Source organism: Pseudomonas sp. BE134, from assembly GCF_031456105.1.
In the GTDB taxonomy this organism is placed as follows: Bacteria; Pseudomonadota; Gammaproteobacteria; order Pseudomonadales; family Pseudomonadaceae; genus Aquipseudomonas.
Genome location: NZ_JAVDUA010000008.1, coordinates 164,619 through 189,155, shown reverse-complemented (window position 1 = coordinate 189,155; position 24,537 = coordinate 164,619). Strand labels below are relative to the sequence as shown.

The 24,537-nt window shown below is 58.2% G+C and carries 23 protein-coding genes and 1 pseudogene; 15 read left to right on the top strand and 9 right to left on the bottom strand.

Going from position 1 to position 24,537, the window contains the following annotated elements; translation table 11 throughout:
• Positions 1-238 precede the first annotated feature (238 nt).
• On the bottom strand, positions 239-1,423 hold the full coding sequence (locus J2Y56_RS09495; protein ID WP_310333488.1) for an MltA domain-containing protein: 1,185 nt from the start codon (positions 1,421-1,423) through the stop codon (positions 239-241).
• A 128-nt stretch (positions 1,424-1,551) separates the two neighbouring features.
• On the opposite strand from J2Y56_RS09495, the gene J2Y56_RS09490 reads away from it, so the two are divergent.
• The gene (locus J2Y56_RS09490; protein WP_033049196.1) at positions 1,552-2,001 is read left to right on the top strand and encodes a cytochrome c; all 450 of its coding nucleotides are present in this window, start codon (positions 1,552-1,554) and stop codon (positions 1,999-2,001) included.
• Between the two features lie 144 nt (positions 2,002-2,145).
• Here the strand turns inward: J2Y56_RS09490 and J2Y56_RS09485 are convergent, their stop codons facing one another.
• From J2Y56_RS09485 to J2Y56_RS09470, 4 genes are all read right to left on the bottom strand, one after another.
• Positions 2,146-2,541, bottom strand: a complete 396-nt coding sequence (locus J2Y56_RS09485) for a DUF1090 domain-containing protein (RefSeq protein ID WP_007945441.1) — start codon at positions 2,539-2,541, stop codon at positions 2,146-2,148.
• A 105-nt stretch (positions 2,542-2,646) separates the two neighbouring features.
• The gene (gene ligB, locus J2Y56_RS09480) at positions 2,647-4,320 is read right to left on the bottom strand and encodes an NAD-dependent DNA ligase LigB (RefSeq protein ID WP_007945440.1); all 1,674 of its coding nucleotides are present in this window, start codon (positions 4,318-4,320) and stop codon (positions 2,647-2,649) included.
• Between the two features lie 258 nt (positions 4,321-4,578).
• The gene (gene metK / locus J2Y56_RS09475; RefSeq protein ID WP_007945439.1) at positions 4,579-5,769 is read right to left on the bottom strand and encodes a methionine adenosyltransferase; all 1,191 of its coding nucleotides are present in this window, start codon (positions 5,767-5,769) and stop codon (positions 4,579-4,581) included.
• Between the two features lie 17 nt (positions 5,770-5,786).
• Positions 5,787-6,782 carry a metalloregulator ArsR/SmtB family transcription factor gene (locus J2Y56_RS09470; RefSeq protein WP_150781340.1) on the bottom strand — a complete coding sequence of 332 codons (996 nt, stop codon included), beginning with the start codon at positions 6,780-6,782 and terminating at the stop codon, positions 5,787-5,789.
• A 261-nt stretch (positions 6,783-7,043) separates the two neighbouring features.
• Here J2Y56_RS09470 and tkt point away from each other — a divergent pair, with 261 nt between their 5' ends.
• The 10 genes and pseudogenes from tkt (at position 7,044) to J2Y56_RS09420 (ending at position 15,653) form a co-directional block, all read left to right on the top strand.
• Complete coding sequence (gene tkt / locus J2Y56_RS09465) at positions 7,044-9,041, top strand: transketolase (protein ID WP_310333489.1); 1,998 nt, start codon at positions 7,044-7,046, stop codon at positions 9,039-9,041.
• A gap of 151 nt (positions 9,042-9,192) precedes the next feature.
• Positions 9,193-10,254: an erythrose-4-phosphate dehydrogenase gene (gene epd / locus J2Y56_RS09460; protein WP_150781342.1), complete on the top strand. Its 1,062-nt coding sequence runs from the start codon at positions 9,193-9,195 to the stop codon at positions 10,252-10,254.
• Positions 10,255-10,271: 17 nt separating this feature from the next.
• A complete protein-coding gene (locus J2Y56_RS09455; RefSeq protein ID WP_007945431.1) occupies positions 10,272-11,435 on the top strand; it encodes a phosphoglycerate kinase in 1,164 nt (387 codons plus the stop codon).
• A gap of 34 nt (positions 11,436-11,469) precedes the next feature.
• Positions 11,470-11,691, top strand: coding sequence for a hypothetical protein (locus J2Y56_RS09450; protein WP_007945429.1), 222 nt, complete (start codon positions 11,470-11,472; stop codon positions 11,689-11,691).
• Positions 11,692-11,747: 56 nt separating this feature from the next.
• Positions 11,748-12,077 (top strand): MliC family protein, encoded by a 330-nt coding sequence (locus tag J2Y56_RS09445; RefSeq protein WP_007945428.1) that lies wholly within the window; start codon positions 11,748-11,750, stop codon positions 12,075-12,077.
• A 155-nt stretch (positions 12,078-12,232) separates the two neighbouring features.
• Entirely contained in the window at positions 12,233-13,297 is a 1,065-nt protein-coding gene (fba, locus tag J2Y56_RS09440) for a class II fructose-bisphosphate aldolase (RefSeq protein WP_007945427.1), read from the top strand.
• Between the two features lie 163 nt (positions 13,298-13,460).
• Positions 13,461-13,712 (top strand): helix-turn-helix transcriptional regulator, encoded by a 252-nt coding sequence (locus J2Y56_RS09435; RefSeq protein ID WP_310349858.1) that lies wholly within the window; start codon positions 13,461-13,463, stop codon positions 13,710-13,712.
• The gene (locus J2Y56_RS09430; RefSeq protein WP_310349856.1) at positions 13,705-14,976 is read left to right on the top strand and encodes a type II toxin-antitoxin system HipA family toxin; all 1,272 of its coding nucleotides are present in this window, start codon (positions 13,705-13,707) and stop codon (positions 14,974-14,976) included. The genes J2Y56_RS09435 and J2Y56_RS09430 overlap by 8 nt, the downstream gene beginning before the upstream one ends.
• 34 nt (positions 14,977-15,010) lie before the next feature.
• Positions 15,011-15,283 (top strand): annotated as a pseudogene (locus tag J2Y56_RS09425) (class II fructose-bisphosphate aldolase); the annotation flags it as partial.
• A gap of 142 nt (positions 15,284-15,425) precedes the next feature.
• Entirely contained in the window at positions 15,426-15,653 is a 228-nt protein-coding gene (locus J2Y56_RS09420) for a hypothetical protein (protein ID WP_007945424.1), read from the top strand.
• 76 nt (positions 15,654-15,729) lie between these two features.
• On the opposite strand, the gene J2Y56_RS09415 is transcribed toward J2Y56_RS09420, so the two are convergent.
• Entirely contained in the window at positions 15,730-16,023 is a 294-nt protein-coding gene (locus J2Y56_RS09415; RefSeq protein WP_310349854.1) for a fructose-bisphosphate aldolase, read from the bottom strand.
• 635 nt (positions 16,024-16,658) lie between these two features.
• On the bottom strand, positions 16,659-17,327 hold the full coding sequence (locus J2Y56_RS09410) for a polysaccharide lyase family 7 protein (protein WP_007945421.1): 669 nt from the start codon (positions 17,325-17,327) through the stop codon (positions 16,659-16,661).
• 323 nt (positions 17,328-17,650) lie between these two features.
• On the opposite strand from J2Y56_RS09410, the gene J2Y56_RS09405 reads away from it, so the two are divergent.
• The 3 genes from J2Y56_RS09405 to J2Y56_RS09395 are packed head-to-tail and all read left to right on the top strand — an operon-like array spanning position 17,651 to position 20,633.
• On the top strand, positions 17,651-19,774 hold the full coding sequence (locus J2Y56_RS09405; RefSeq protein WP_310349852.1) for an EAL domain-containing protein: 2,124 nt from the start codon (positions 17,651-17,653) through the stop codon (positions 19,772-19,774).
• A 45-nt stretch (positions 19,775-19,819) separates the two neighbouring features.
• Positions 19,820-20,311, top strand: coding sequence for a M48 family metallopeptidase (locus J2Y56_RS09400; RefSeq protein WP_310349851.1), 492 nt, complete (start codon positions 19,820-19,822; stop codon positions 20,309-20,311).
• Positions 20,312-20,336: 25 nt separating this feature from the next.
• Positions 20,337-20,633, top strand: a complete 297-nt coding sequence (locus tag J2Y56_RS09395; RefSeq protein WP_007945417.1) for a helix-turn-helix domain-containing protein — start codon at positions 20,337-20,339, stop codon at positions 20,631-20,633.
• 116 nt (positions 20,634-20,749) lie between these two features.
• On the opposite strand, the gene J2Y56_RS09390 is transcribed toward J2Y56_RS09395, so the two are convergent.
• Positions 20,750-21,205, bottom strand: coding sequence for a GNAT family N-acetyltransferase (locus tag J2Y56_RS09390; protein WP_007945416.1), 456 nt, complete (start codon positions 21,203-21,205; stop codon positions 20,750-20,752).
• 256 nt (positions 21,206-21,461) lie between these two features.
• Between J2Y56_RS09390 and J2Y56_RS09385 the strand changes: the two genes are divergently transcribed.
• Positions 21,462-22,199, top strand: a complete 738-nt coding sequence (locus J2Y56_RS09385) for a transporter substrate-binding domain-containing protein (RefSeq protein ID WP_310349848.1) — start codon at positions 21,462-21,464, stop codon at positions 22,197-22,199.
• A 47-nt stretch (positions 22,200-22,246) separates the two neighbouring features.
• Here J2Y56_RS09385 and yccS read toward each other — a convergent pair whose 3' ends face one another.
• Positions 22,247-24,430 carry a YccS family putative transporter gene (yccS, locus tag J2Y56_RS09380; protein WP_007945412.1) on the bottom strand — a complete coding sequence of 728 codons (2,184 nt, stop codon included), beginning with the start codon at positions 24,428-24,430 and terminating at the stop codon, positions 22,247-22,249.
• Positions 24,431-24,537 lie beyond the last annotated feature (107 nt).

The window sequence follows — 24,537 nt, the reverse complement described above, 5'->3', positions numbered from 1 at the left end:
GGGCGGGGGCCTTGAACAGGTTCAGTATCCAGTTCGAAGACAGGCTTTTGCAGGATTAACAGCAACGCCGTTTACACAGAATTCAGTACACCCTCGAGCTTCATTGGTTTTACCGGCCCCTTCGCGAGCAGGCTCGCTCCCACACTGGACTGTGTTCGGTCACGCATGTTGTATTCACCGAAGATCCCCTGTGGGAGCGAGCCTGCTCGCGAAAGCTATCTGTCAGTCGCTACAGGACTCAAGGATTGGTCTTCGCCGCATCAGCCACCTGAGGCACCTGCGGCAACGCCGCTCCTTTAGGCCACAACATCCAGATCTGCCCTTGCTGCTTCATATCCCCGGCCAACTGCCCGGCCGCTTCACCTGTGCCCCAGAACAAATCCGCGCGGACCTCGCCGGCAATCGCGCCGCCGGTATCTTGAGCCGCCACCGGGCGAACCAGTGCAGTGCCGTCCGGTTTGGTGGTGGACAGCCATAACAGGCTACCCAGCGGAATCACCTTGCGGTCCACTGCCACGCTATATCCCGCAGTCAACGGCACATTCAGCGAACCGCGAGGCCCTTCGTTGCTGTCCGGGTTGCGGGTGAAAAACACATAACTAGGGTTGCTGGCCAGCAGCTCGGGAATACGCGTCGGATTGGCCTTGGCCCACGTGCTGATCGCGCCCATGGTGACATCTTCTTTTTTCAGCTCGCCTTGCTCAACCAGCCAGCGCCCGATAGGCCGATACGGATGGCCGTTCTGGTCGGCGTAAGCGATGCGCAGTTGGCGACCGTCATCGAGCTGGATACGCCCCGAACCCTGGATTTGCAGGAATTGCAGGTTCATCGGGTCGGTCAGCCAGGCAACTACCGGCGCCTTGACACCCTTGGTTCCAATCGTTGCCGCATCGTCGTAAGGCTTGAGTACCCGCCCTTCAAGCCGGCCGCGCAGGCGCTTGCCCTTGAGTTCCGGATAGACACTGTCGAGCGAGACAATGATCATGTCTTCGGGCACGCCGTAGACCGGGATGTTGGCCGTCGCGGTCTGGGTCAGGCTGCCGGGGTAGACCGGTTCGTAATAACCGGTGATCAAGCCGTTGGGGTTGTCATTGGCGGCGCGCAGGCCATAGACATCCAGGTTTTGTTTCAGAAAATTGCGGATGTCAGGGGCGGTTTGCGGCACGTTGGCAGAAGCCGCGCAGGTCGGGCCCCAGACCGGGTCGGCCTTGAGTCGGTTGCAGGCGCTGCGCCACGAACCGAAACCGGCGACCAGGTCGTTGTCGGACACCGTTGGCAGCGCTTCCCAAGTGGCACTGGAGTAGGTGGCCAGGGCGTGGGTTTTTGGCTTGTTGTTATCGCCGCCGGTGCAGCCGGCGAGTACGGCCACCATGGGAAGAGTCCACGCGAGGTGGTGACGCCATGCCTTGAAACGGCTGTTCATGGAGTAATTCCTCTGTCGGTCGCCTGAGTGCTCCATGCGCTCAAACAACCCATATTGATAATAGGGCTATTGGTCTTTGTCGATGACGCGAGGATACTGGCCGCCGTTTCCCGTGACCTGAAGCCACCATGACTTTCAAAAGACTTTCTGTTGTATTGCTGGCGTGCCTCATGCTGTCCGCTTGCGGCGGTGTTGACCCGAATTCGCCGCTGGGTCAGCGCAAGGCGATCTTCAAGCAGATGCTCAATACCGGCGAAGACCTGGGCGGCATGTTGCGTGGTCGCATTGCATTTGATGGCCAGAAATTCGCCGATGGCGCCGTGAAACTCGATGCGCTGTCCCGTGAACCGTGGAAACATTTTCCACAGGTGCGCGAAGAAGATCACACCAGTGCCAAGGACAATGTCTGGCAACAACAGGCACGTTTTCAGGAAATGTCCCGCGACCTTGAAGCCGCCACCGGTGAATTGGTGATCGCCAGCCAGGTTCAGCCTTACAAGGTCAGCAACCTTGGGCCGGCGGTGCAGAAAGTCGAAGATGCCTGCAGTGCTTGCCATAAACAGTTTCGGGATCATTGATTCTTGCTTGTTGATCGTTCCCATGCTCTGCGTGGGAATGCCTCAAGGGACGCTCCGCGTCCAGTGACGCGGAGCGTCACGGGCTGCATGCCCACGCAGAGCGTGGGAACGATCACTGCAAAGTTCAGATGCTCGGCCGGGGACTTACTTGTCCAATTCGTCGAGCGCATCCTGCAGCTCCTTGCGGGCCTGGGCGAGTTTGTCTTTGCGCTTGTTGATCTTCTCGGGATCGCCTTTTTTCATGGCGCTGTCGAGGTCGGCCTGACGCTTGCTGACTTCATGCTTGGCGTCGAGGACTTTGTTTTCCCTTTCTTTCTTCAGTGAGGCATCGGTGCAATGAGTGGTGACTTCGCTCAGGGCGGTTTCCAGGCCTGCTAACTGGTCGGTGTTGTCGCGCGACTTGGCCAGTTCGATCTGATTGATGATGCCTTGTTTTTTTGCAGCGCAACCGCTCAGCCCCGGCGCTTCTTCATCCGCCATCAGCGGAGCGGCCAACACACTGCAAAGGGTCAGCAGGGCGAGTGGTGAAAGAATTTTCATAAAAGCTCCATGTGCAAAAGCAAGCAGGTCAGTGTGGCGATGGGCGATGGGCGTTGGAGCGCATCGGCACCTAGGGGTTCCCGGGACGCCGGGCATTGCCAGTCCCTAGAAACCGTCAATTCCGGCGACACGCAATGTTTCACTCAAGGCCAGGACCTGCGGGTCGCGAAAAAACGCGCTCAATTGCGCTGCACGTCCCGGGCCGATACCGGCTTCAGCCTGCCATTGTTCAGTGTTTCGGTTCGCCAGCTCCTGCCATGAATCGGCAAGCTGCGCCTGCCCTGTCGGAGGTAAACCCAAGGCTTTTAACCAGCGACTGAAAGGTCGCTGTCGAGCACTGTTGAAACTGTTTAAAAGACGAGCACTGCTGCGTTCGCCGAAGCCGTTAATGGTAGCAAGCTCTTGAGCGTCGAAGGTCAACCAATCCAGAAGGCCATTCAGTCGGCCTGTTTCTAAAAGTTTCTCCCAAGTACCGGGGCCGACATGAGGCAAGGCCAGCCCCTGCTTGCCACTGAGCCAGGTCAGTCGCGCGAGGAATTGGCTTTCGCACCCCGGTGTTGGCTTCCAACAACTCAAAAGATGGAAGTCGGCTGCCAGCGGAACATTCAACTCAGGGCGATCGGTGCTGCGAAGTACAACCCTGTCCAACCTGGGAATGGTCAGTCCGGCGAGGCTGATGGACACCTGATCGCCGGGGCGGATGTCCAGTTCCTCCCAGCGCCGCAGCGAGCTGACACTCACGCGCTTGATCTGCCGGTCATCGAGCATCACCGGTTTCAGGTTCAGCACTGGTGTGATCCGACCGGTGCGACCGACCTTGAAGTCGACTGTTCGTACCTGCGCCAGTGCCTGAGCGAAGGGGTATTTCCAGGCGACGGCCCAGTAGGGTGATTTTGCCTGCCAGCGTTCGGCCGAGGGGCGCTGACTTTGGCGCAGGACGACACCGTCACTGGCAAACGGCAAGGGCGAGCGATACCAGTGATCGCGCCAGCGTTGAGCATCGGCCAATGTCTGGATCGGTTGGCTGTAGGGCGCCGTGCTCGGGAAACCCAGCTCATCCAGCGTCGCGATACGTTCGGGCATATTTGCCGGGCCTTGAGGCCAGTCCCAGACAAACAGCCTGATGCCGGTGGCGTGTTCAGGGGGGAGGGTCTTGCGGGCCATCAGGCCGGCCACCGTGGAGCGGGCATTGAGGCTTCCGGCCTTGGCTTGTACGTGGTCAGTCAGATGCCAATAGAGTTCGCCTTGCACCAGTAAATCCAAGGGTTTTGCCAGCTGCCGAGGAATGTCGGGGACCAATCGTGCCGAGTTGGTCCAGTCCTGTCCGGTCACTCCGTCGCCACGGCTGATGACCTGGTGCAGCAGGCCGTCGCGATAGATCAAAGTCACGGCCACACCATCGACCTTGGGTTGTATCCAGAGGTCCTTGCGCTCGCGCAGCCAGTTTTCCACGGCCTGGCTATCACGGAGTTTATCCAGGCCTGTGTGGGCGATGGGGTGAGCTGTCTGGCCACTGGCGGTGCGCATGGGGTCAGGCGCCAGACCCACGTCAAAGCACTCGCGCCATTCGATCAATTGCGCGCGGGACTGATCGTAGATTTCGTCGGCCACCAGTGAGCGTCCGCCCCGGTGATAGTGGTCGTCCCACAAGTCGATTTGTTTTTGCAGGGCGCCAATTTCGTCCAGTGCGCGGGTGGGTGGCCAGTCGGGGCAGCCGGTTGCGTTGGAGCTCAGGCAAAACAAGGTCAGAAAAACAGCGGACAGCAGGCGTAGAAGCATCTTGAGCGTCCTTGCTCAGGTGGAGTGCTTTCAAGGTTAGTCCGCATTCGGATGTTGGCAGCGACGATGTTTTTCGGTGTGTTTCGAGGCGAGGAGATCAAAAGCTCGCAGCCTCGTTTCACTCGGCATCTGCTACACAGATCCCTGTAGGCGCTATCGAGTGAAACGAGGCTGCGATTTGTTGGATTTCGCGCAATAACGCAATAAAAAGCCCCGCACGGTGAACCGTGCAGGGCTTTGGGTACCGCCGGGGGAGTCTTACAAGCCAGCAGCCAGACGCAGGTCGTCGGCGCGGTCGGTTTTTTCCCAGGTGAACGTGGTGAAAGTGTCATCGCCCACGGTCTTGGTGGCCGGGGTGCGGCCGAAGTGGCCGTACGCCGCGGTTTCCTGGTACATCGGGTGCAGCAGGTTGAGCATGGTGGTGATTGCGTATGGACGCAGGTCGAATATTTCGCGAACCAGTTTGACGATTTTGTCGTCGCTGATTTTGCCGGTGCCGAAGGTGTTCAACGAGATCGACGTAGGCTGGGCAACACCGATCGCGTAGGAAACCTGGATCTCGCAGCGCTCGGCCAGGCCGGCCGCAACGATGTTCTTGGCCACGTAACGACCCGCGTAGGCGGCCGAACGGTCAACCTTCGATGGATCTTTACCGGAGAACGCGCCGCCGCCGTGACGGGCCATGCCGCCGTAGCTGTCGACGATGATCTTGCGGCCGGTCAGACCGCAGTCGCCAACCGGGCCGCCGATGATGAACTGGCCAGTCGGGTTGATGTGGAACTGGGTGTCCTTGCTCAGCAGTTCGGCAGGCAGTACGTGCTTGACGATCAGCTCCATCACGCCTTCGCGCAGGTCTTTGTACGACACGTCAGGGTTGTGCTGGGTCGACAATACAACGGCATCGATACCGACAACCTTGCCGCCTTCGTAACGGCAAGTCACTTGCGACTTGGCGTCCGGGCGCAGCCAAGGCAGCAGGCCGGATTTACGGGCTTCGGCTTGCCGTTGCACAAGCTGGTGCGAGAACGTGATCGGTGCTGGCATCAGCACGTCGGTTTCATTGCTGGCGTAACCGAACATCAGGCCCTGGTCGCCGGCACCCTGATCTTCCGGTTTGGCACGGTCAACACCCTGGTTGATGTCAGGGGACTGCTTGCCGATGATGTTCATCACACCGCAAGTGGCGCCGTCGAAGCCGACATCGGAGCTGTCGTAGCCGATGTCCAGAATGACGTTACGCACGATCTCTTCCAGATCGACCCAGGCCGAGGTGGTCACTTCGCCGGCGATGATTGCAACGCCGGTTTTTACCAGGGTCTCGACCGCTACACGGGCGAACTTGTCTTCAGCAATGATGGCGTCCAGCACCGCATCGGAAATCTGGTCGGCGATTTTGTCCGGATGTCCTTCAGACACGGACTCGGAGGTGAAGAGGGAGTATTCGCTCATCTCGATGTTTCCTGAATTTACCGATGGTGAGTGTCGCCAGTCGGTCGCTGAAAGTGGCGAACCTGGATCTGGAAACCATTACGTAAGCCTACATAGAGACTTTCCCCGGGAACGAGTCCCGCAGCGGTGGCCCAACGGGCCAAATCGTCCTGTTCAAACCCCAACCAGAGATCACCGCAGGCCTCCCTGGCCCAACTCTGGTTGTGGCTACATAACTCTGTCACGAGCAGGCTTCCACCCGTTTGCAGCAAGTCGGCCATGTGTTTTAGTGCTTCGGCCGGTGCGGCGAAATGGTGCAATACCATGTTCAGTACAACGCAATCGGCTTGAAGGCTTACACCGTTCAATGCATCGGCCAATTGCAGGCTGACGTTAGCCAGCTTTTCACGTTCACAAACCTGGCGGGCCAGTTCGAGCATTGCCGGGCTGTTGTCCAGCGCGGTGACTTCAGTGAAGCGGCGCGCCAGTTCCGGCAGAAACTCGCCGTCACCGGGGCCGACTTCAATAGCCGTGGCGCCTTTGCCGAAACTCAACTTGTCGAGCAAGGCCAGCACGCTTTCGCGGTACTGCGGCAGGCCGGCGATCAAATCTTGCTGGGCGCGAAATTTCTCCGCGACCCGCGAGAAAAAGTCCTGGCTGGCCGCTGCTCGCTGCCCATGCACCTGAGCGATTCGCGACCGCACATCGGCGGGCAGGGTCAGGTTGTCCACTTCTTCCAGCAGTGCAGTGTGCAGCTTGCCGCCCAGCAGGTCGGTATGGGGCAGGGCGCGACGGTAGAAAATCGCATTGCCTTCACGGCGGGTCGCCACCAGGCCGGCCTGGGCCAATACCTTGAGGTGATGACTCATGCCGGATTGGCCGATGCCGAAGATCTGCGCCAGTTCCAGTACACCGAACGAATCGTTGGTCAGTGCGCGCAATACATTCAGACGCAGAGGGTCGCCGCCGGCCTTGCAGAGGGCCGCCAGTTCGTCGCAATCGTCATGTTGAATGGAAGGCGCGGGTAGATTCATAAGGCCAGCAGTCTAGTGACGGGCCGAAATCCCCGCAAGAGCAATATCAAAAAGTTTTGATATTGCTCGATAGGTGGCACTTCTCGTCGTCAGCTTCGGTCAATAAACGGACAGCGGAAAGGTTTCATCAGTCGAAACCACCGCAATCCATTGGAAAAACGCCTCCAGATGACTATCTGTCATTGCCCCGAGGCGGCCCGGTGAGGGAAAATGCTCGCCTTTTTTCCGTTTCGTTTTATTCAAGCCCCCAGGAGATCAGCGATGCCAAGCCGTCGTGAGCGTGCCAACGCCATTCGTGCCCTCAGCATGGATGCCGTGCAAAAAGCCAACAGCGGCCATCCCGGTGCCCCTATGGGTATGGCGGATATCGCCGAAGTACTTTGGCGTGACTACCTCAAGCACAACCCGAGCAATCCATCGTTCGCCGACCGTGACCGCTTCGTGCTGTCCAACGGCCACGGCTCGATGTTGATCTACTCGCTGCTGCACCTGACCGGCTACGACCTGTCGATCGATGACCTGAAGCAGTTCCGCCAACTGCACAGCCGCACCCCGGGCCACCCGGAACTCGGCTACACGCCGGGCGTTGAAACCACCACCGGTCCACTGGGCCAGGGCCTGGCCAACGCTGTGGGTTTTGCCCTTGCCGAAAAAGTCATGGCGGCGCAGTTCAACCGTCCGGGTCACAACATCGTTGATCACCACACCTACGTGTTCCTGGGTGATGGCTGCATGATGGAAGGCATTTCCCACGAAGTTGCTTCCCTGGCCGGTACCTTGGGCCTGGGCAAGCTGATCGCCTTCTACGATGACAATGGCATCTCCATCGACGGCGAAGTCGAAGGCTGGTTCACCGATGACACACCGAAGCGTTTCGAAGCCTACAACTGGCAGGTGATTCGCAACGTTGACGGTCATGACCCTGAAGAAATCAAGACAGCCATTGAGACCGCCCGCAAAAGCGCGCAGCCAACCTTGATCTGCTGCAAGACCACCATCGGTTTCGGTTCGCCGAACAAGCAAGGTAAAGAAGACTGCCACGGTGCCCCATTGGGTGACGCGGAAATCGCCTTGACCCGCGCTGCACTGAAGTGGACCCACGGTCCGTTCGAAATCCCGGCTGATATCTACGCCGAGTGGGACGCCAAGGAAGCAGGCAAGGCTGTCGAAGCCGAGTGGGATCAGCGTTTCGCTGCTTACTCCGCTGCGTTCCCTGCCGAAGCCAACGAATTGGTACGTCGTCTGAGCGGTGACCTGCCGGCTGACTTCAGCGAAAAAGCCTCGGCCTACATCGCCGAAGTGGCCGCCAAGGGCGAAACCATCGCTAGCCGCAAAGCCAGCCAGAATGCCCTGAACGCATTCGGCCCATTGCTGCCTGAGTTCCTCGGCGGTTCGGCTGACCTGGCCGGCTCCAACCTGACCCTATGGAAAGGTTGCAAAGGCGTCACCGCCGAAGACGCCAGCGGCAACTACATGTATTACGGCGTGCGCGAGTTCGGCATGACCGCAATCATGAACGGCGTTGCCCTGCACGGCGGCCTGGTGCCTTACGGCGCGACTTTCCTGATGTTCATGGAATACGCGCGCAACGCGGTGCGCATGTCGGCCCTGATGAAGCAGCGTGTGATCCACGTCTACACCCACGACTCTATCGGTCTGGGCGAAGACGGCCCGACACACCAGCCAATCGAGCAACTGGCCAGCCTGCGCTGCACGCCGAACCTCGATACCTGGCGTCCAGCCGATGCCGTTGAATCGGCGGTGTGCTGGAAGTACGCATTGGAGCGTAAAGACGGCCCTTCGGCGCTGATCTTCTCGCGTCAGAACCTGCAGCACCAGGATCGCAACGCGCTGCAAATCGCCGACATCGCCCGTGGCGGTTACGTGTTGAAGGATTGCGACGGCGAGCCTGACCTGATCCTGATCTCCACCGGTTCCGAAGTGGGTCTGGCGGTTCAGGCTTACGACAAGCTGACCGAACAGGGTCGCAAAGTGCGCGTTGTGTCGATGCCTTGCACCAGCGTGTTCGATGCCCAGGACGCCGGTTACAAGCAAGCAGTTCTGCCGTTGCAGGTCAGTGCCCGTATCGCCATCGAAGCTGCTCACGCAGACTACTGGTACAAGTACGTGGGCCTGGAAGGCCGCGTGATCGGCATGACCACCTACGGCGAGTCGGCGCCTGCGCCAGCCTTGTTCGAAGAGTTCGGCTTCACCCTGGAAAACATCCTGGGTCAGGCTGAAGAGCTGTTGGAAGACTGATCCAGAAGTTGCGTCGTCCTGACTGCCGTCTTCGCGAGCAGGCTCGCTCCCACAGGGTTCTACATTGCCCATGTGGGAGCGAGCCTGCTCGCGAAAGCGGTGGTTCAGGCAACGCTGCAATGACAGATTCACCACGGTAATCGAGAACCCCATGCCTCAACCGCGTCCTTACAAAGTTGCACTCAACGGCTATGGCCGGATTGGTCGTTGCGTCTTGCGTGCGTTGTTTGAGCGAGGCGAAAAGGCCGGGTTTGAAATTGTCGCGATCAACGATCTGGCTGACATGGCCAGCATCGAATACCTGACACGATTCGACTCCACTCACGGGCGTTTTCCCGGCGAAGTGCGTGTAGAAGGCGATTGTCTGCATATTAATGGCGACTGCGTGAAGGTCCTGCGCAGTGCCACCCCCGAAGGCATCGATTGGGCGTCGCTGGACGTCGATCTGGTGCTGGAGTGCTCCGGCGCTTACCACACCCGCGAAGACGGCCAGCGATTCCTCGACGCCGGCGCGCCGCGTGTGTTGTTTTCCCAGCCGATGGCCAGCGAGGCTGATGTCGACGCCACCATCGTCTACGGCGTGAACCAGGATTGTCTGACCGGCGACGAACTGCTGGTGTCCAACGCGTCCTGCACCACCAACTGCGGCGTGCCGTTGTTGCGCCTGCTGGATCAGGCGATTGGTCTGGAATATGTGTCGATCACCACCATTCACTCGGCGATGAACGATCAGCCAGTCATTGACGCCTATCACCACGAAGACCTACGCCGTACGCGCTCGGCCTTCCAGTCGGTGATCCCGGTGTCCACTGGTCTGGCGCGGGGCATCGAACGCTTGCTGCCGGAACTTGCCGGGCGAATTCAGGCCAAAGCCGTACGCGTGCCGACGGTGAACGTGTCTTGCCTCGATATTACGATGCAGACCGTCAGCGATACCGACGCCACCGAGGTCAACCGGATTCTGCGCGAGGCCGCCACTACTGGCCCGCTCAAAGGCTTGCTGGCCTATACCGAGTTGCCTCACGCCAGTTGTGATTTTAACCATGACCCACATTCGGCAATCGTCGATGCCAGTCAGACTCGAGTTTCCGGCCCTCGGCTGGTGAACATCCTGGCCTGGTTCGACAACGAGTGGGGGTTTGCCAACCGAATGCTGGACGTTGCAGAACACTATCTGCAAACAGCTACTCCAACAGCTTCTCCAAAACAGTAACTCAGGAATTGCGACCCATGACCGTGTTGAAGATGTCCGACCTCGATCTGCAAGGTAAGCGCGTACTGATCCGCGAAGACCTCAACGTTCCAGTCAAGGACGGTGTTGTCACCAGCGATGCGCGAATCCTGGCCTCGCTGCCGACCATCAAGCTGGCCCTGGAGAAAGGCGCGGCCGTGATGGTCTGCTCGCACCTTGGCCGTCCGACCGAAGGCGAATTTTCCGCCGAGAACAGCCTCAAGCCTGTCGCGGACTACCTGAGCAAGGCGCTGGGTCGTGAAGTGCCGCTGGTGGCTGACTATCTGGGCGGCGTCGACGTCAAAGCCGGCGAGATCGTGCTGTTCGAAAACGTGCGCTTTAACAAAGGCGAGAAAAAGAACGCTGACGAACTGGCCCAGCAATACGCCGCCCTGTGCGACGTGTTTGTGATGGACGCCTTCGGCACCGCTCACCGCGCTGAGGGTTCGACCCACGGCGTGGCCAAGTTCGCCAAAATTGCCGCCGCTGGCCCATTGCTGGCGGCTGAACTGGACGCACTGGGCAAAGCCCTCGGCGCCCCGGCCCAGCCAATGGCCGCCATCGTTGCCGGCTCCAAGGTCTCGACCAAGCTCGACGTTCTGAACAGCCTGAGCCAGATCTGCAATCAGCTGATCGTCGGCGGCGGCATCGCCAACACCTTCCTGGCCGCTGCCGGTCACCCGGTTGGCAAGTCCCTGTACGAACCGGACCTGCTGGACACCGCTCGCGCCATCGCCGCCAAGGTCAGCGTGCCGCTGCCAGTTGACGTCGTGGTTGCCAAGGAGTTCGCTGAAAGCGCCACTGCTACCGTCAAGCTGATCGCTGACGTGGCTGCCGACGACATGATCCTGGACATCGGCCCGCAGACCGCAGCGAATTTCGCCGAGTTGCTGAAGTCGTCCAAGACCATTTTGTGGAACGGCCCGGTAGGCGTGTTCGAATTTGACCAGTTCGGCAACGGCACCAAAGTGTTGGCCCAAGCCATCGCGGAAAGCTCGGCGTTCTCCATCGCTGGCGGCGGCGACACCCTGGCGGCCATCGATAAATATGGCGTTGCGGATCAGATCTCCTACATTTCTACCGGTGGCGGCGCGTTCCTGGAATTCGTCGAAGGCAAAGTGCTGCCAGCCGTTGAAGTGCTGGAAAGCCGTGCCAAGGCCTGAGGTCGCCCGTTTGACCAGGCAAAGGAGTGTTGACATGGTCAAGACGTTAACGCTGTTGATCGCAGCGGGCTTGCTGGCGGCTTGCGGGAGTAACCCGAAAGCCACGCCGGAGCCTGCGCCGCAAACCCAGGAAAAAGGTTGCTACCAGGCCGATTGGCAAGCGGAAACCAATCCTGTGATCAACAAGCGTTCCGGGCCGGATGGCCTGGACAAATACGAGACACAGACACCCGCCAAGGAACATGGCTGTCCTTGACGGGTCTGACTCATTACTCAGGGCTGGCGGCGTGCGCCGTCAGTCGAGGAACATGGATGAAAGGTTTTATCGCCGTTACGGCGCTGGCGTTGCTGGCCGGTTGCGCTCAGTTGAACCTGTTCCAGTCGTCCGCCCCTGTGGATAACTGGACCACCTGGACCTGCGACAGCCAGGCCAAAGTGCTGTGGCGCTACACCGACGACAGCCGCAAGGAAGTCGAAGTTCGCCTCGGTGGTGCGGATCAGGTCTATCGCCTGAAGCTTGAGCCGGGCGCCGAAGGTTCGCTGTACAGCAACGACATGCTGGCGTTTCACGTAAAAGGTGAGGAAGGCCTGGTGTACTGGGTCGCCACCAATGATTTGATTGGCCGCGGTTGTAAGTTGTAGCAGCTGCCGAAGGCTGCGTTCGGCCGCGAAGCGGTCGTCTGATGTGAATTGAATGGCAGCTCGGGCTTAACCCCCGATCTGCAATAACTTGAATAGCCGCCGCCGCTACGGCAGGCTGGCACGATTAACGACCCAAACCGGGAGAGACACACACAATGGCACTTATCAGCATGCGCCAGATGCTGGACCACGCAGCCGAGTTCGGCTACGGCGTTCCAGCCTTCAACGTCAACAACCTTGAGCAGATGCGCGCCATCATGGAAGCCGCTGACAAGACTGACTCCCCGGTGATCGTCCAGGCTTCGGCCGGTGCTCGCAAATATGCCGGCGCCCCGTTCCTGCGTCACCTGATCCTGGCGGCCATCGAAGAATTCCCGCACATCCCGGTGTGCATGCACCAGGACCACGGCACCAGCCCTGACGTCTGCCAGCGCTCCATCCAGCTGGGCTTCAGCTCGGTGATGATGGACGGCTCCCTGGGCGAAGACGGCAAGACCCCGACCGACTACGACTACAACGTCCGTGTTACCCAACAAACCGTGGCCATGGCTCACGCCTGCGGCGTTTCGGTAGAAGGCGAGCTGGGCTGCCTGGGTTCGCTGGAAACCGGCATGGCCGGTGAAGAAGATGGCATCGGTGCAGAAGGCGTTCTGGACCACAGCCAAATGCTGACCGACCCGGAAGAAGCCGCTGACTTCGTCAAACGCACACAAGTTGATGCCCTGGCCATCGCCATCGGCACCAGCCACGGCGCATACAAGTTCACCAAGCCACCTACCGGCGACGTACTGGCCATCGACCGCATCAAAGAAATCCACAAGCGCATCCCGAACACACACCTGGTGATGCACGGTTCGTCTTCGGTTCCGCAAGAGTGGCTGGCGATCATCAACCAGTACGGCGGCGACATCAAAGAAACCTACGGCGTGCCGGTTGAAGAGATTGTTGAAGGCATCAAGCATGGCGTGCGTAAGGTCAACATTGATACTGACCTGCGTTTGGCTTCGACCGGCGCGATGCGTCGCCTGATGGCCACCAACCCGAGTGAGTTCGACCCGCGTAAGTTCTTCGGTGCGACCGTGACGGCGATGCGTGATGTGTGTATCGACCGTTACAACCAGTTTGGTACGGCGGGTAATGCTTCGAAGATCAAGCCGATCTCGCTGGAAGGGATGTATCAGCGGTATTTGAAGGGTGAGTTGAACGCAAAGGTGAATTGATCCTGCGCGTTAAACTGCGTTGATAAGAAACCCGCCGAGAGAGGCGGGTTTTTTGTGGGCGAAATCTTTACCTCGAAGTGGAGTGACGTAAGGCGCTTGAAATGTCACTTATAGTGGACATAATAAAAGTTAAAGCTGAATAAGTCCGATATAGGTGACATTTATGCTCCTTAATAACCCCTCTGTGTTCGGTGAAAGAGTCCGCCTGTTGCGACGCGCCAAAGGCTATAGCCAGGCAATACTGGCGCACAGGGCACAATGCAGCCGTAAAACCATCATCGACCTTGAGGCCGGTGAAAATGTCGCGCTTTACACTGCGTTCAGGGTGCTGTCAGCGCTGGGAATGGCGCTTGAAATTGTTGATAACCGAATTGACCTCAAATCCCTTGCTGATCTGGTAGAGCACGATGAGTAAGGTCAAGCTGCTCAACGTCATGACACCTCAGGGCCTTTCGGGCGAGCTGTCCAAGGGGTCACAGTTTTCGTTTGCCTACCAATCCGCCGATGCACCCAGGGAAGTCTCACTGGTCATGCCCTATGACCCGACGCCCACGGTGAGCAACGTGCTGCATCCGATCTTCGATATGAATGTGCCTGAAGGGTTTCTGGCCGATCAGATCAAACGCCGGATGGCCAAACATATGCAGGTGGATGAAATGCGCCTGTTGTCGGTCATCGGAGGGAATCAAATCGGGCGCCTCACCTACCAGAACCCGATAGAGTCCCCCGTGTCCGTTCCGGCTCAGGTCGGGTTGCAAGACATCCTGTCTGCGGATGCCTCGCAAGGTGTCTTCGAGTTTCTCGTCGATACTTACTTCGAGTCGGGTATTTCTGGTGTGCAGCCCAAGGTGCTGGTGCCCGATCTGGATAAGCTCACCGGTAACCGAAATACCATGCTCAGCTCCGATCTGATTGTTAAGTCAGGCGCCGATGAGTACGCACACCTGGCTCAAAACGAATTTCTCTGCCTGGAAGCGGCCCGTCTTGCCGGGCTGGAAACGCCACCGTTCTGGTTGTCTGAAAAGGGTGATCTGTTTGTGATGGAGCGATTCGATCTGACCGCTTCCGGCCGGCTCGGGTTTGAAGACATGGCCGTTCTGTTGGGGCTCAACAAGGATCCCCATGACAACTACAAGTATTCCCAAAGCTACGAAACCCTTGCCGCCGTGATTGGCCAGGTCTGTCGACATGGCGATCCGATACGTGAACTGGAGCGTTTTTACTCTTCGGTTTGTCTGTCGGTCATGGTGCGCAACGGAGACGCACACTTGAAAAATTTCGGGGTGATTTACACTCATCCTGATGCGCTTGAAACGGTGCAATTGGCGCCGGTCTTCGATGTCACGACAACGACCATCTACGAAAATTACAACCCCAAATCCGGTCGCTCATTGGTAGACCGTACTTTGGCCATCAAGATGAACAAAGTGAAAAGCTACCCGGATCGTCAGCAATTGATTGAGTTCGGTCGAAAACACTGCGCAGTGGACAGGCCAGCCCTGATCATTGAGCGGATTGCCGAGGCGATGACTCAAGCGTTGGCGGCTAATCGGAGTCGTGTTGATGGAGAGCTGTTTGCGGATATGCAGCGTGAATGGGATTCGGGGCGGGTGGCGGCGCGCAATGACACTGTTGCGTCAGGGCTGAGGCGTAAACCTGTTGGCAAGGGGAGCATTTGATTTTCGGTCGGGCGCGATCCCCCACCAGCCCTGCGTGCGAAGGGTCAACATCGACACCGACCTGCGCCTGGCCTCTACCAGTGCGATGCGTCGGTTGATGGCGACCAATCCTGGCGAGTTTGATCCGCGTAAGTTCTTTGGCGCGACTTTGACGGCGATGCGTGACGTGTGTGTCGCGCGTTATGAGCAGTTTGTTATGGCGGGTAATGCTTCGAAGATCAAGCCGATCTCGCTGGAAGGGATGTATCAGCGGCATTTGAAGGGTGAGTTGAACGCCAAGGTTAACCAAGATCCAAAAATGTATTAAAAACTGTCATTTCTATCAGGTGATTAAATGACGATTAACCATTAATGTTACCCACGCAACCAGAAAAAATGGGGGTGAATAGATAAATAGGTCTGTCCCATTTTTTTCTTTTTTTGCCATTTATTTTACGGAGAGTATAGCCTTGGAAAATAGCAAGTTTGGAGGCAGTAATATTCAGCTTTCTATTCCGAAGCGATTAGAGTTGCTGAATAGTAATGAACGAGTTGATGTGACGCTGGCTAGTGGCGAGGTAGTCCAAGGCCTTTTTGATTCGTGCGTTGGTGGCGTGCTGGCATTAACTTTGGTTGGGACTGATGACAAAAAAATGATTGAAGTCGGCGGTATCGAAAAGCTGTTTGTCCACAGCTAACACCAACAGCGCGATGAAGTAGGATACTTGTAATAAAAACCCGCATCACTGCGGGTTTTTATTACCTGTAATTCGTCTACTGAGCTTTCGGTTGATCAAAGCCGCGCTGTTCAATCACTCGAAACACATCGCTTACATCCTGGATCAAGATCCGGGCGATGTTGGTGACGGTGTTGATGTCGTTCTCGGCGTAGTCGGGCAGGTTGGTGCAAGCCATCAGATTCAGGTACTTGAGGACAGCATTGAGGCGTTCGCTGACGCAGTTGTGGAGTTCGCGTAGCGGGGCGTCGCTGTCGATGAGAAGGACGGGATAGTCGGTGGCGAACTGGGACATAGGAGTAAAGCGGCGTGGCGGTTGTTGATTGCTCATGGAAAATCCTTAACTCCAGAAAAGAATTTGCCACCGTTTGCTGCGAAACAATAGGGTGGCAACTGCGCGCGGGTTCGCAGACCGAGGAGTTAAGACCCGGCAGACCTGATGGTCTCCCACGCACAGCCGCCATAAAAACAGAGCACAGGCAAAGCTGCCGCGCCGTATTTTGACGATTGTGGATCTAACTCGCTAGGGCTGCGAAACCCTATCGCCAACGATGTCAGCGACAAGCCAACTCTAGGCAGCGATTCTGGCAGCCGCAACTGGGCTGTAGGACGCCCATCCGGCCATTTGGTTAGGCAGCTTGGACTTGGTTTACGACGCAGTCGCAATAAACTGGGCGATATGGCGTGTCTGAAGAAATCGGAGGCTGAGCATGGGGCTGCTTCGTAGCCCAGCGGGAGCCAGCTCCCTCGCCACGGTCGGAGACGTCCTACGAGTATTTCGGACGCTCAAATGTTTTTTTGTAGCAGCTGTCGAGCAGCGCGAGGCTGCGTCCGACTGCGAAGCGGTCGTAATCCGGCAACGCATGCAGGTAGACCGGACTCACCGAGCTTGCGAGGATTTCATCCTCGGACGCAGCCTCGCGCTGCTCGACAGCTGCTACAGGGGATGAGGTTTTGGGGGGGGGACTACTTATCGTGATCAATATCCAGCTTGCTGAACGTCACTTTCCCACCCTCGCTGGTGTACCCGGTGTTGTCCTGCACATAAACCCCCGCCTTGAAGTACAGCGGTTTATCACGCCAGGTCGCGCTGATGTCGGTGTCCCACTGATACCCCGCCGCGCTGATGCCCAATGCACCGCCGGGGCTCAGGTGGATGAGGTAGGAAAACTCCTGATCCAGCTTCACGCCCGTGGCAATGGTAATCACCCGACCTTCGTCGTCATCCGGGCGCATGCGCACTTTGGCGACGATGTTGCCGGTCGAGGTACTGGTCTTGTACTGGTATTCAACCTTCACCATAGGCTTCTGGCTTTCATAGGCGTGGATCTGGCCGATGACGATTTTCCCTGAGCTGGGCACTTGATTCACCGCCAGGGTCGCGCGAAGGAAATTGTCGGCGTCCGGGTGGTACCAGTTTTTCAGGGTGCCATTGCTGTAGGTTTCGCGAAGTTCGGTGCGAGGGTAGATGGCATTTGCGGTGCGCGAACCCGTAACCGGAGCCCAGAAGAACAAAGTCCCGGTGTCGGAATGGAAGTATTGGTCCTTGAAGCCATCCACCAGTTTGGCGGTTTCGACGGTGTACGGCGGATTGCCAACAGGAACGCTGAGGTTCCAGGTTGCGAGATCGATCATAGACAAAGCTTCCACAAATTTTTACTGCACGCACGTACCAGAAGCTCTAGTACGCGCCTTGGAGGGCGGTCTTTATAAGCGTTGCAGGCCACTTTGTTAATGCCTGAATGGCAAATGATTGACGTCAACATCCTGTCGAAATGCCATCTCGCCCGGTTTTCGGGGCTTGCAGGACCGACCGTTAGTCGGCAAATTAACGCGTTGGTTAAGTGGTGGGGCTCTGATAGCTTCTGCTTATGCGAATCGCGGTCTAAAGTGATGCCACAGTATTTGTCCGGTTTTCACAAGAAACCGGCCTGACGTCCCCGAACAAGAGAAGCAGCATGGAATGCGCGCAACCCACGCCAACCGAAGGCGGTTCGATCCTTTTAATCGTCGATGATTACCCTGAAAACCTGATCAGCATGCGCGCGTTGCTTCAGCGCCAGGACTGGCAGGTCATGACCGCAGCCTCCGGCTTTGAAGCGCTCGGTCTGTTGCTCAAACACGATGTCGACCTGGTTTTGCTCGATGTGCAAATGCCGGGCATGGACGGTTTTGAAGTCGCGCGCCTGATGCGCGGCAGCCAGCGAACGCGTCTCACGCCGATCATTTTCCTGACGGCCAACGAACAGTCTCAGGGCGCCGTGATCAAGGGGTACGCCAGCGGTGCGGTGGATTACCTGTTCAAACCGTTCGACCCGCAAATTCTCAAACCCAAAGTTCAGGCCCTGCTGGAGCATCAGCGCAATCGCCGTTCGTTGCAGCGCCTGAGCCACGACCTGGAAGCCGCGCGCGCGTTTAATGCCTCGGTGCTGGAGAACGCGGCTGAAGGCATTCTGGTGGTGAGTGAGGACGGAGTGATCCGTTTTGCCAACCCGGCCATGTCGCGGCTGCTCAATGCCACGGTGCAGGAGTTGCAAGGCAAAGCGTTTGTGGATTTCCTGCAAAAACCGCATATTCCGGTCTGGGCGGATTCCGAGATGTACAACGGTTACAAGCGTGGCGAAACCTTGCGCCTGCATGACGCGTTCTTGCGTACCGCCCCCGGCCAACAAGTGCCAGTGGCGCTGTCGTGCGCACCATTGCCCGCTGAACAGCACGCCATGGTGGTGACGGTTTTGGACATGTCGGTGGTGCGTCACCTGCATCAGCAACTGGAGTTCCAGGCGGTTACCGACCCGTTGACCGGGCTGCTCAATCGCCGGGGTTTCTACCAGACCGTGGAAAACCTGTTGCTGCGCGGCGAACGCGCCGACAGTACCTGGGTGCTGCTGTACCTGGACCTCGACGGCTTCAAACGGGTCAATGACTCCCTCGGCCACGATGCCGGGGATCGCGTGCTGCGCTGGGTGTCCGAGCAGTTGAAGGCCTGTCTGCGCCCCCTCGATCTTCTGGCGCGCATGGGCGGCGACGAGTTTACGGTGCTCCTGGACCTGGAGTTTCCCGAGCAGGCGGCGAAGATTGCGGAAAAACTCATCGAGCGGGTATCGGTCTGTCAGCAGATTGATGGTCTGGAAATCTCCTTGGGCGCCAGCATCGGTATTGCGACGTATCCGGATGGCGGGGCCAGCCTCGACGGTTTGTTGCGGGCCTCCGACATTGCCATGTACGAAGCCAAGCGTGCGGGCCGTCAGCAGTACCGTTTTTACGATCATGAAATGAATGGCCGGGCGCGATCGCGGCTCATGCTCGAAGAAAGTGTGCGCACGGCCATCGAAAACCGTGATTTCAATTTGGTGTATCAACCCCAGGTATCCATCGCCACTGGGCAGATCCGTGGGTTCGAGGCGTTGCTGCGTTGGCAGCACCCGAGCGTCGGCGATGTCCCGCCAGGGCTGTTTTTGCCATTGCTCGAAGAGGCGCGGCTGATCAGTCGACTGGGCAGCTGGATTTACCATCACGCGATTGGGCAGCGAAAGACTTGGGAAACTTCGTTTTCCGAGGACCTGGTGCTAGGTATCAGTTTGAGCAGTACCCAGTTCGGCATGCCCAATCTGGTCAGCGAATTGCGTCAGGTACTGGAGCGCCATGGGCTGGAGCCTCGTCATCTGGAAGTCGAGGTGACGGAAGAAGCGCTGATGCAAAACCCCGAAGAAACCCGAAAGACCCTGCGGTTGCTGCGCAATCTTGGAGTGCTGGTGGCACTGGACGACTTTGGTTCCGGGCCTTGTTCCCTCTCTCATCTGCGCGATCTGGAACTGGACACGCTCAAGTTCGACCGGCATTTGATCGCCCGCCTGCCTGAATCCTCGCGCGACGCCGCGTTGGTGCGCAATGTGATCGACCTGTGCAAGGGATACGGAATCCGGGTAATCGCCGAAGGGGTGGAAACCGTTGCTCAGTACCAATGGCTGCAAGCCAATGGCTGTGAGTACGTGCAAGGTTTTCTGGTGGCACGGCCGATGATGGCTGTGGACGTCGGCGACTGTGTGCCGCCGTTCGGCTGGAGCGCACTGAAGGGCTGAATTCGCTACACTGGCGACCTTTTCGTGATTCGTGTTGCTGCCCCAATGACCGCGTTGAAATACCTCCAGGCCTATCCTGCTGCATTGCAGGATCAAGTGCGCCAGCTGATCGCCGACGATCGGCTGGGCGAGTACCTGAGCAAGCGTTACCCGCAAAAGCACGGCGTACAGAGCGACAAGGCGCTGTACACCTATGCGCTGGACCTTAAGCAGGAATACCTGCGTAACGCCCCGGCCATCGACAAAGTACTGTTCGACAACCGTCTGGACCTCACTCATCGCGCCCTGGGCTTGCACACAACGATCTCGCGGGTGCAGGGCGGCAAGCTCAAGGCCAAGAAAGAAATCCGTGTGGCTTCGCTGTTCAAGGAAGCGCCTGGCGAGTTTCTGAAAATGATCGTGGTGCATGAGCTGGCACACTTCAAAGAGTCCGATCACAACAAGGCGTTCTACAAACTTTGCGAACACATGCTGCCGGGCTATCACCAGATGGAGTTTGACCTGCGGGTGTACCTGACCTGGCGGGACATGCAATAACGGATCAACAGCCGGGAGTCTTTGAATGGAAGTCAGCAAGACCAAGAGCAGTTTCTATCGCCGATTGTACGTGGCGTACCTGATCGACAGTGGGCAGGCGAGCAGCGTCCCGGCCTTGACCGACGTGACCGGAATGCCCCGGCGCACGGCGCAGGACACAATTGCGGCGTTGGCGGATCTGGATATTGTTTGCGAGTTCGAGCAGGAAGAGGGCGCGCGCAATCATGCCGGGTGCTATCGGATTCGTGAGTGGGGGGCGATTGATCGGGGGTGGATCGAGCGGAATTTGCGGCAGATAAAAGCGGTGTTGGAGTACCCCTGATTCTTGCGGACGATCGTTCCCACGTTCTGCGTGGGAATGCAGCCCGGGACGCTCCGCGTCCCAAGAGCGGACGCAGAGCGTCCATTGAGGCATTCCCACGCGGAGCGTGGGAACGATCATTGTGGCCGACGCATCCCGATATGAGGAATACCATCCTCAACGTATTCCTCACCCGCCACCACAAACCCGTACCGCCCGTAATACCCCTGCAAATGCGCCTGGGCCGACAGATAAACCGGTATGTCCGGCCATTGCTTCTCAGCCTGCTTCAAAGCCTGCGCCATCAGCTCATGCCCAATTCCGATACCACGTGCCGCCGGGGCAACAATCACCCGGCCAATCACCACATCGCCCCCTTGCGTCTGAGGGTCGAGCAATCGTAGATAACCCACCAGCCGATTCTCGTCCCAGGCCATCAAATGGCAGGTGTCACCTTCCAGATCCTGGCCATCAATGTCTTGATACACGCATTTCTGTTCGACGACGAACACCTCGGCGCGCAATTGCAGAATGGCGTACAGCTGTTCCTTACCCAGGTCGCTGTGGTGTTTGCAAATCCAGTCAATTGTCATTTTCACACTCCTTGAACATCGTCGCTCCGATACTAAGCGTCCTGAGGACGGTTGTCTTGATGGCAGGAAAATCTGTGACAAAGGCCAAAATGCCATCATTCATTTCGGGCGGCGTTGTCTTCTTTGTGTAACCTGCAATGAGGCGCTGTGTTGTGGCTTCAATGAGCTATGTTGAGTACTTGGCTGCCGGTATATGGGTCTTGGAGTTTGGGCTGAAAAACACATCGGGTAACCCGCCCGCTAAGGATTTTCTAGCATGCCGCGATTGCATCAAGCTTCTGCTTTGATTGTGTTGCTGTTGCTCACACAGGGTGCGGCGGCGGAAAAGCTGCGTCTGGTTGCCGATGCCTGGCCACCCTTTACCGACGCCACGCTGGTCAACGGCGGCTTGGCGACGGACATCGTCAGTACCGCGCTGGCCCGGGCCGGTTATGCCAGTGATTTTGAACAGGTGCCTTGGGCGCGAGCCCTGATGGGCGTGGGCGAGGGGCGCTATGACGTGCTGGTCAACGCCTGGTACACGGATGATCGCACCAGATTAGGCCAGTTCTCCGACGAGTATTTGCTGAATCGCGTGCGCTTTCTGAAACGCAAGGACTCGTCTATCGAATACAAAAATTTGCAACAACTGCACACTTTTCCGATTGCGATCGTGCGTGGCTACGCTTATTCGCCGGAGTTTGATGACGACGGGTCACTGCAGAAAGTCCCGGTGCATAACTTTTCCATGGCGGTACGCATGGTGGCGGCGGATCGGGTCAAGTTGACGCTGGAGGATGAATACGTCGCCCGTTATCACTTGGCGCGCGAATCATCCAAGGTACGCAATGCCGTGGAGTTTTTGCCAACACCGTTGAGCGAGAACAGCCTGCACATATTGGTCAGCTTGAAGAACCCGCAACACGAAAAGATCGTCGCCGGTTTTGACCGCGAGATTGCCGAGATGAAGGCGGATGGGAGTTATGAGCGTTTGATGAAGCAGCATGGGATGTGAGGTATGGCTGATGGTCCCTTCGCGAGCAGGCCCCCCCCCCGCAAATCTCAAGTCTCGCTGGTGTCTTTAATCAAATGCGCCGCCAAGGTCCGCAACGGCCCCAGCTGCCGACAAATCAACGCTAACTGCGTCTGCACCAAGCGCTGCCCTTCATCGATCTCATCGGGCATCTGCTCAAGCGAATTGGCCAGCGCCTCTTCCTCGTCACTCTGAATCGCAATCGGCTGTTTGCTCGCCAGGCCCTGAGCGATTTCGTCGATGCTCGCCGCCAGGCTCACGCCGGCACCCTCAATCAAATGCTCACGCACATCCGCTGGTAGCGGGGTTTCGCGATGTGCTCCGAGACCCGACAAATAGCTGAGCAACGTATGCGACAGCACCAGAAAACGAAAGCCGACATCCGCTTCTTTCCGGAAATGCCCGGGTTCCATGAGCATGTTGGCCAGCGTCGTCGACAGCGCTGCGTCGGCGTTGTGTGCATTGCGTCGAGCCAGGCGATAAGCCAGGTCGTCGCTTTTGCCGGCGGCGTATTGCTGCATGATTTGACGCAGGTAGATGCTGTTGCAGGTCAGGGTATTGGCCAGCACTTTGTTCAGGCGTCGGCCCTGCCAGTCCGGCAGGAACAGGAACACCGCGAGCCCGGCGATCAGGCTGCCGAGCAAGGTATCGAGCAGTCGCGGCAGGAACAGCCCATAACCGTCCCCGACCTGATTGAAGCAGAACAGCACCATCAAGGTAATCGCTGCCGTGGCCAAGGTGTAGCGCGTGGTCCTGTTGATAAAGAACACCACGCCGGCGGCAATCGCGAAGCACGACTGGATCAGCGGATTGGGGAACAGATCGAACAACGCCCAGGCCATCGTCAGGCCGATTGCGGTGCCGATGATCCGTTGGCCGAGTTTGCGTCGGGTGGCGCCGTAGTTTGGCTGGCAAACGAACAGCGTGGTGAGGATGATCCAGTAGCCTTGCGACGGATGAATCAAATGCACCATGCCGTAGCCGATGCTCAACGCCAGGGGCAAACGCAGTGCATGGCGGAACAGCAGCGACGTTGGCGTCAGTTGCGTGCGCAAACGAACCCACACATCTTTGAGGCTGCGTGGCGAACGGTCGAGCAGGCTACTGTCGGTGGCATCGGCCAGGGCTTCCGGGTTGCTGGCATCGCTGAGCAAATGGTCGAGTGTGGCGAGGTTGGCCGCCAGCGCTCGCAGCGAACGCAACAGCCCGCGCCAGGCCGGGTTGCTCTGGATGCGCAGGTGTTCGATGGAGGCGTGCAGGTCGCTCAGGGCCTCGGCAAAGCCTGCGTCATAGACGAACGGCTGACGCATCTGGATCGATTCGGCCAGGGCGCGGCAGGCCTTGCCTTGCTGACGCAGCAGACGCTGACAGCGGAACAGCACGTCGCTGTGGAAAAACGCCTCGGCGAGTGCGTTATAGGGGTAATGCGAGGAACTGGCGCGCTCGTGGATGTCCTGAGCGAGGAAGTACAGTTTCAGGTAGCGACTGACTTTCGATCCCGGCCGACCATTGCCGACCCGGTGCAGAATGATTTCCTTGGCGGCGTTCAGGGCCGCCACCACACGCCCGTTCTGTTGGGCCAATTCCAGGCGACGTGCTTCCACGTCCATCTGCCGGATCGGCTCGAACAGCGACGATTTCAGTTTCAGGTAGTAACCCAATTCGCGAAACAATCGCGCCAGGCTCTGCTGCACCGGCTGGTTGGAAAACATCGCCTGCCACAGCACCGACAGCAAACCGTACCAGGCCGCACCGGCCACCAGCAGCACCGGTTCATGCCAGAAATCGGTGACCGCGCCGCCGCGCTGGTCCACGCCGATCATGGTGTAGACCGACAGAATCAGTGTCGCCGAGGCAATGGCGCCATAGCGCTCGCCGAGGGCGCCGAGCATGGTCAGGCAAAAGCTGGCCACGGCCAGGGCGATGACGAAGATATAAGGGTAGGGGAAGAGCAGTTCGACGGAGAAGGCTGCGACGCTGAAACACACCAGCGTCACGGCGAGCGCGTTGAGGCGGCCCTGCCAACTGTCGTCGGTTTCGGCCAGGGCGCTGGCGATGATCCCCAGGAACAACGGGATCAGCAGCCCCATTTCATCCTGATACCAACAGACCGCCATGCTGCCGGTCAGGGCAATGAACACCCGCACGCTGTAGCTGAATTTATCCAGCGCCCAAAGGCGACGCAGAGACTGACTGAGAGGAGTCGATGACATGAAGTGCGAAGGCCTTCCGAGGCAATGACGCTAAATTGAGCCAGTAATGACGCCGACGCAATGGCGCCGATCACATCTGACAGCAAAATCTGTTCCTTTAAGCTTCA

What these genes read in the sequence shown, in the direction of transcription:
- J2Y56_RS09495 (WP_310333488.1), bottom strand. Translation starts at nt 1,423, where the DNA reads ATGAACAGCCGTTTCAAGGCATGGCGTCACCACCTCGCGTGGACTCTT.
- J2Y56_RS09490 (WP_033049196.1), top strand. Translation starts at nt 1,552, where the DNA reads ATGACTTTCAAAAGACTTTCTGTTGTATTGCTGGCGTGCCTCATGCTG.
- J2Y56_RS09485 (WP_007945441.1), bottom strand. Translation starts at nt 2,541, where the DNA reads ATGAAAATTCTTTCACCACTCGCCCTGCTGACCCTTTGCAGTGTGTTG.
- ligB (WP_007945440.1), bottom strand. Translation starts at nt 4,320, where the DNA reads ATGCTTCTACGCCTGCTGTCCGCTGTTTTTCTGACCTTGTTTTGCCTG.
- metK (WP_007945439.1), bottom strand. Translation starts at nt 5,769, where the DNA reads ATGAGCGAATACTCCCTCTTCACCTCCGAGTCCGTGTCTGAAGGACAT.
- J2Y56_RS09470 (WP_150781340.1), bottom strand. Translation starts at nt 6,782, where the DNA reads ATGAATCTACCCGCGCCTTCCATTCAACATGACGATTGCGACGAACTG.
- tkt (WP_310333489.1), top strand. Translation starts at nt 7,044, where the DNA reads ATGCCAAGCCGTCGTGAGCGTGCCAACGCCATTCGTGCCCTCAGCATG.
- epd (WP_150781342.1), top strand. Translation starts at nt 9,193, where the DNA reads ATGCCTCAACCGCGTCCTTACAAAGTTGCACTCAACGGCTATGGCCGG.
- J2Y56_RS09455 (WP_007945431.1), top strand. Translation starts at nt 10,272, where the DNA reads ATGACCGTGTTGAAGATGTCCGACCTCGATCTGCAAGGTAAGCGCGTA.
- J2Y56_RS09450 (WP_007945429.1), top strand. Translation starts at nt 11,470, where the DNA reads ATGGTCAAGACGTTAACGCTGTTGATCGCAGCGGGCTTGCTGGCGGCT.
- J2Y56_RS09445 (WP_007945428.1), top strand. Translation starts at nt 11,748, where the DNA reads ATGAAAGGTTTTATCGCCGTTACGGCGCTGGCGTTGCTGGCCGGTTGC.
- fba (WP_007945427.1), top strand. Translation starts at nt 12,233, where the DNA reads ATGGCACTTATCAGCATGCGCCAGATGCTGGACCACGCAGCCGAGTTC.
- J2Y56_RS09435 (WP_310349858.1), top strand. Translation starts at nt 13,461, where the DNA reads ATGCTCCTTAATAACCCCTCTGTGTTCGGTGAAAGAGTCCGCCTGTTG.
- J2Y56_RS09430 (WP_310349856.1), top strand. Translation starts at nt 13,705, where the DNA reads ATGAGTAAGGTCAAGCTGCTCAACGTCATGACACCTCAGGGCCTTTCG.
- J2Y56_RS09415 (WP_310349854.1), bottom strand. Translation starts at nt 16,023, where the DNA reads ATGAGCAATCAACAACCGCCACGCCGCTTTACTCCTATGTCCCAGTTC.
- J2Y56_RS09410 (WP_007945421.1), bottom strand. Translation starts at nt 17,327, where the DNA reads ATGATCGATCTCGCAACCTGGAACCTCAGCGTTCCTGTTGGCAATCCG.
- J2Y56_RS09405 (WP_310349852.1), top strand. Translation starts at nt 17,651, where the DNA reads ATGGAATGCGCGCAACCCACGCCAACCGAAGGCGGTTCGATCCTTTTA.
- J2Y56_RS09400 (WP_310349851.1), top strand. Translation starts at nt 19,820, where the DNA reads ATGACCGCGTTGAAATACCTCCAGGCCTATCCTGCTGCATTGCAGGAT.
- J2Y56_RS09395 (WP_007945417.1), top strand. Translation starts at nt 20,337, where the DNA reads ATGGAAGTCAGCAAGACCAAGAGCAGTTTCTATCGCCGATTGTACGTG.
- J2Y56_RS09390 (WP_007945416.1), bottom strand. Translation starts at nt 21,205, where the DNA reads ATGACAATTGACTGGATTTGCAAACACCACAGCGACCTGGGTAAGGAA.
- J2Y56_RS09385 (WP_310349848.1), top strand. Translation starts at nt 21,462, where the DNA reads ATGCCGCGATTGCATCAAGCTTCTGCTTTGATTGTGTTGCTGTTGCTC.
- yccS (WP_007945412.1), bottom strand. Translation starts at nt 24,430, where the DNA reads ATGTCATCGACTCCTCTCAGTCAGTCTCTGCGTCGCCTTTGGGCGCTG.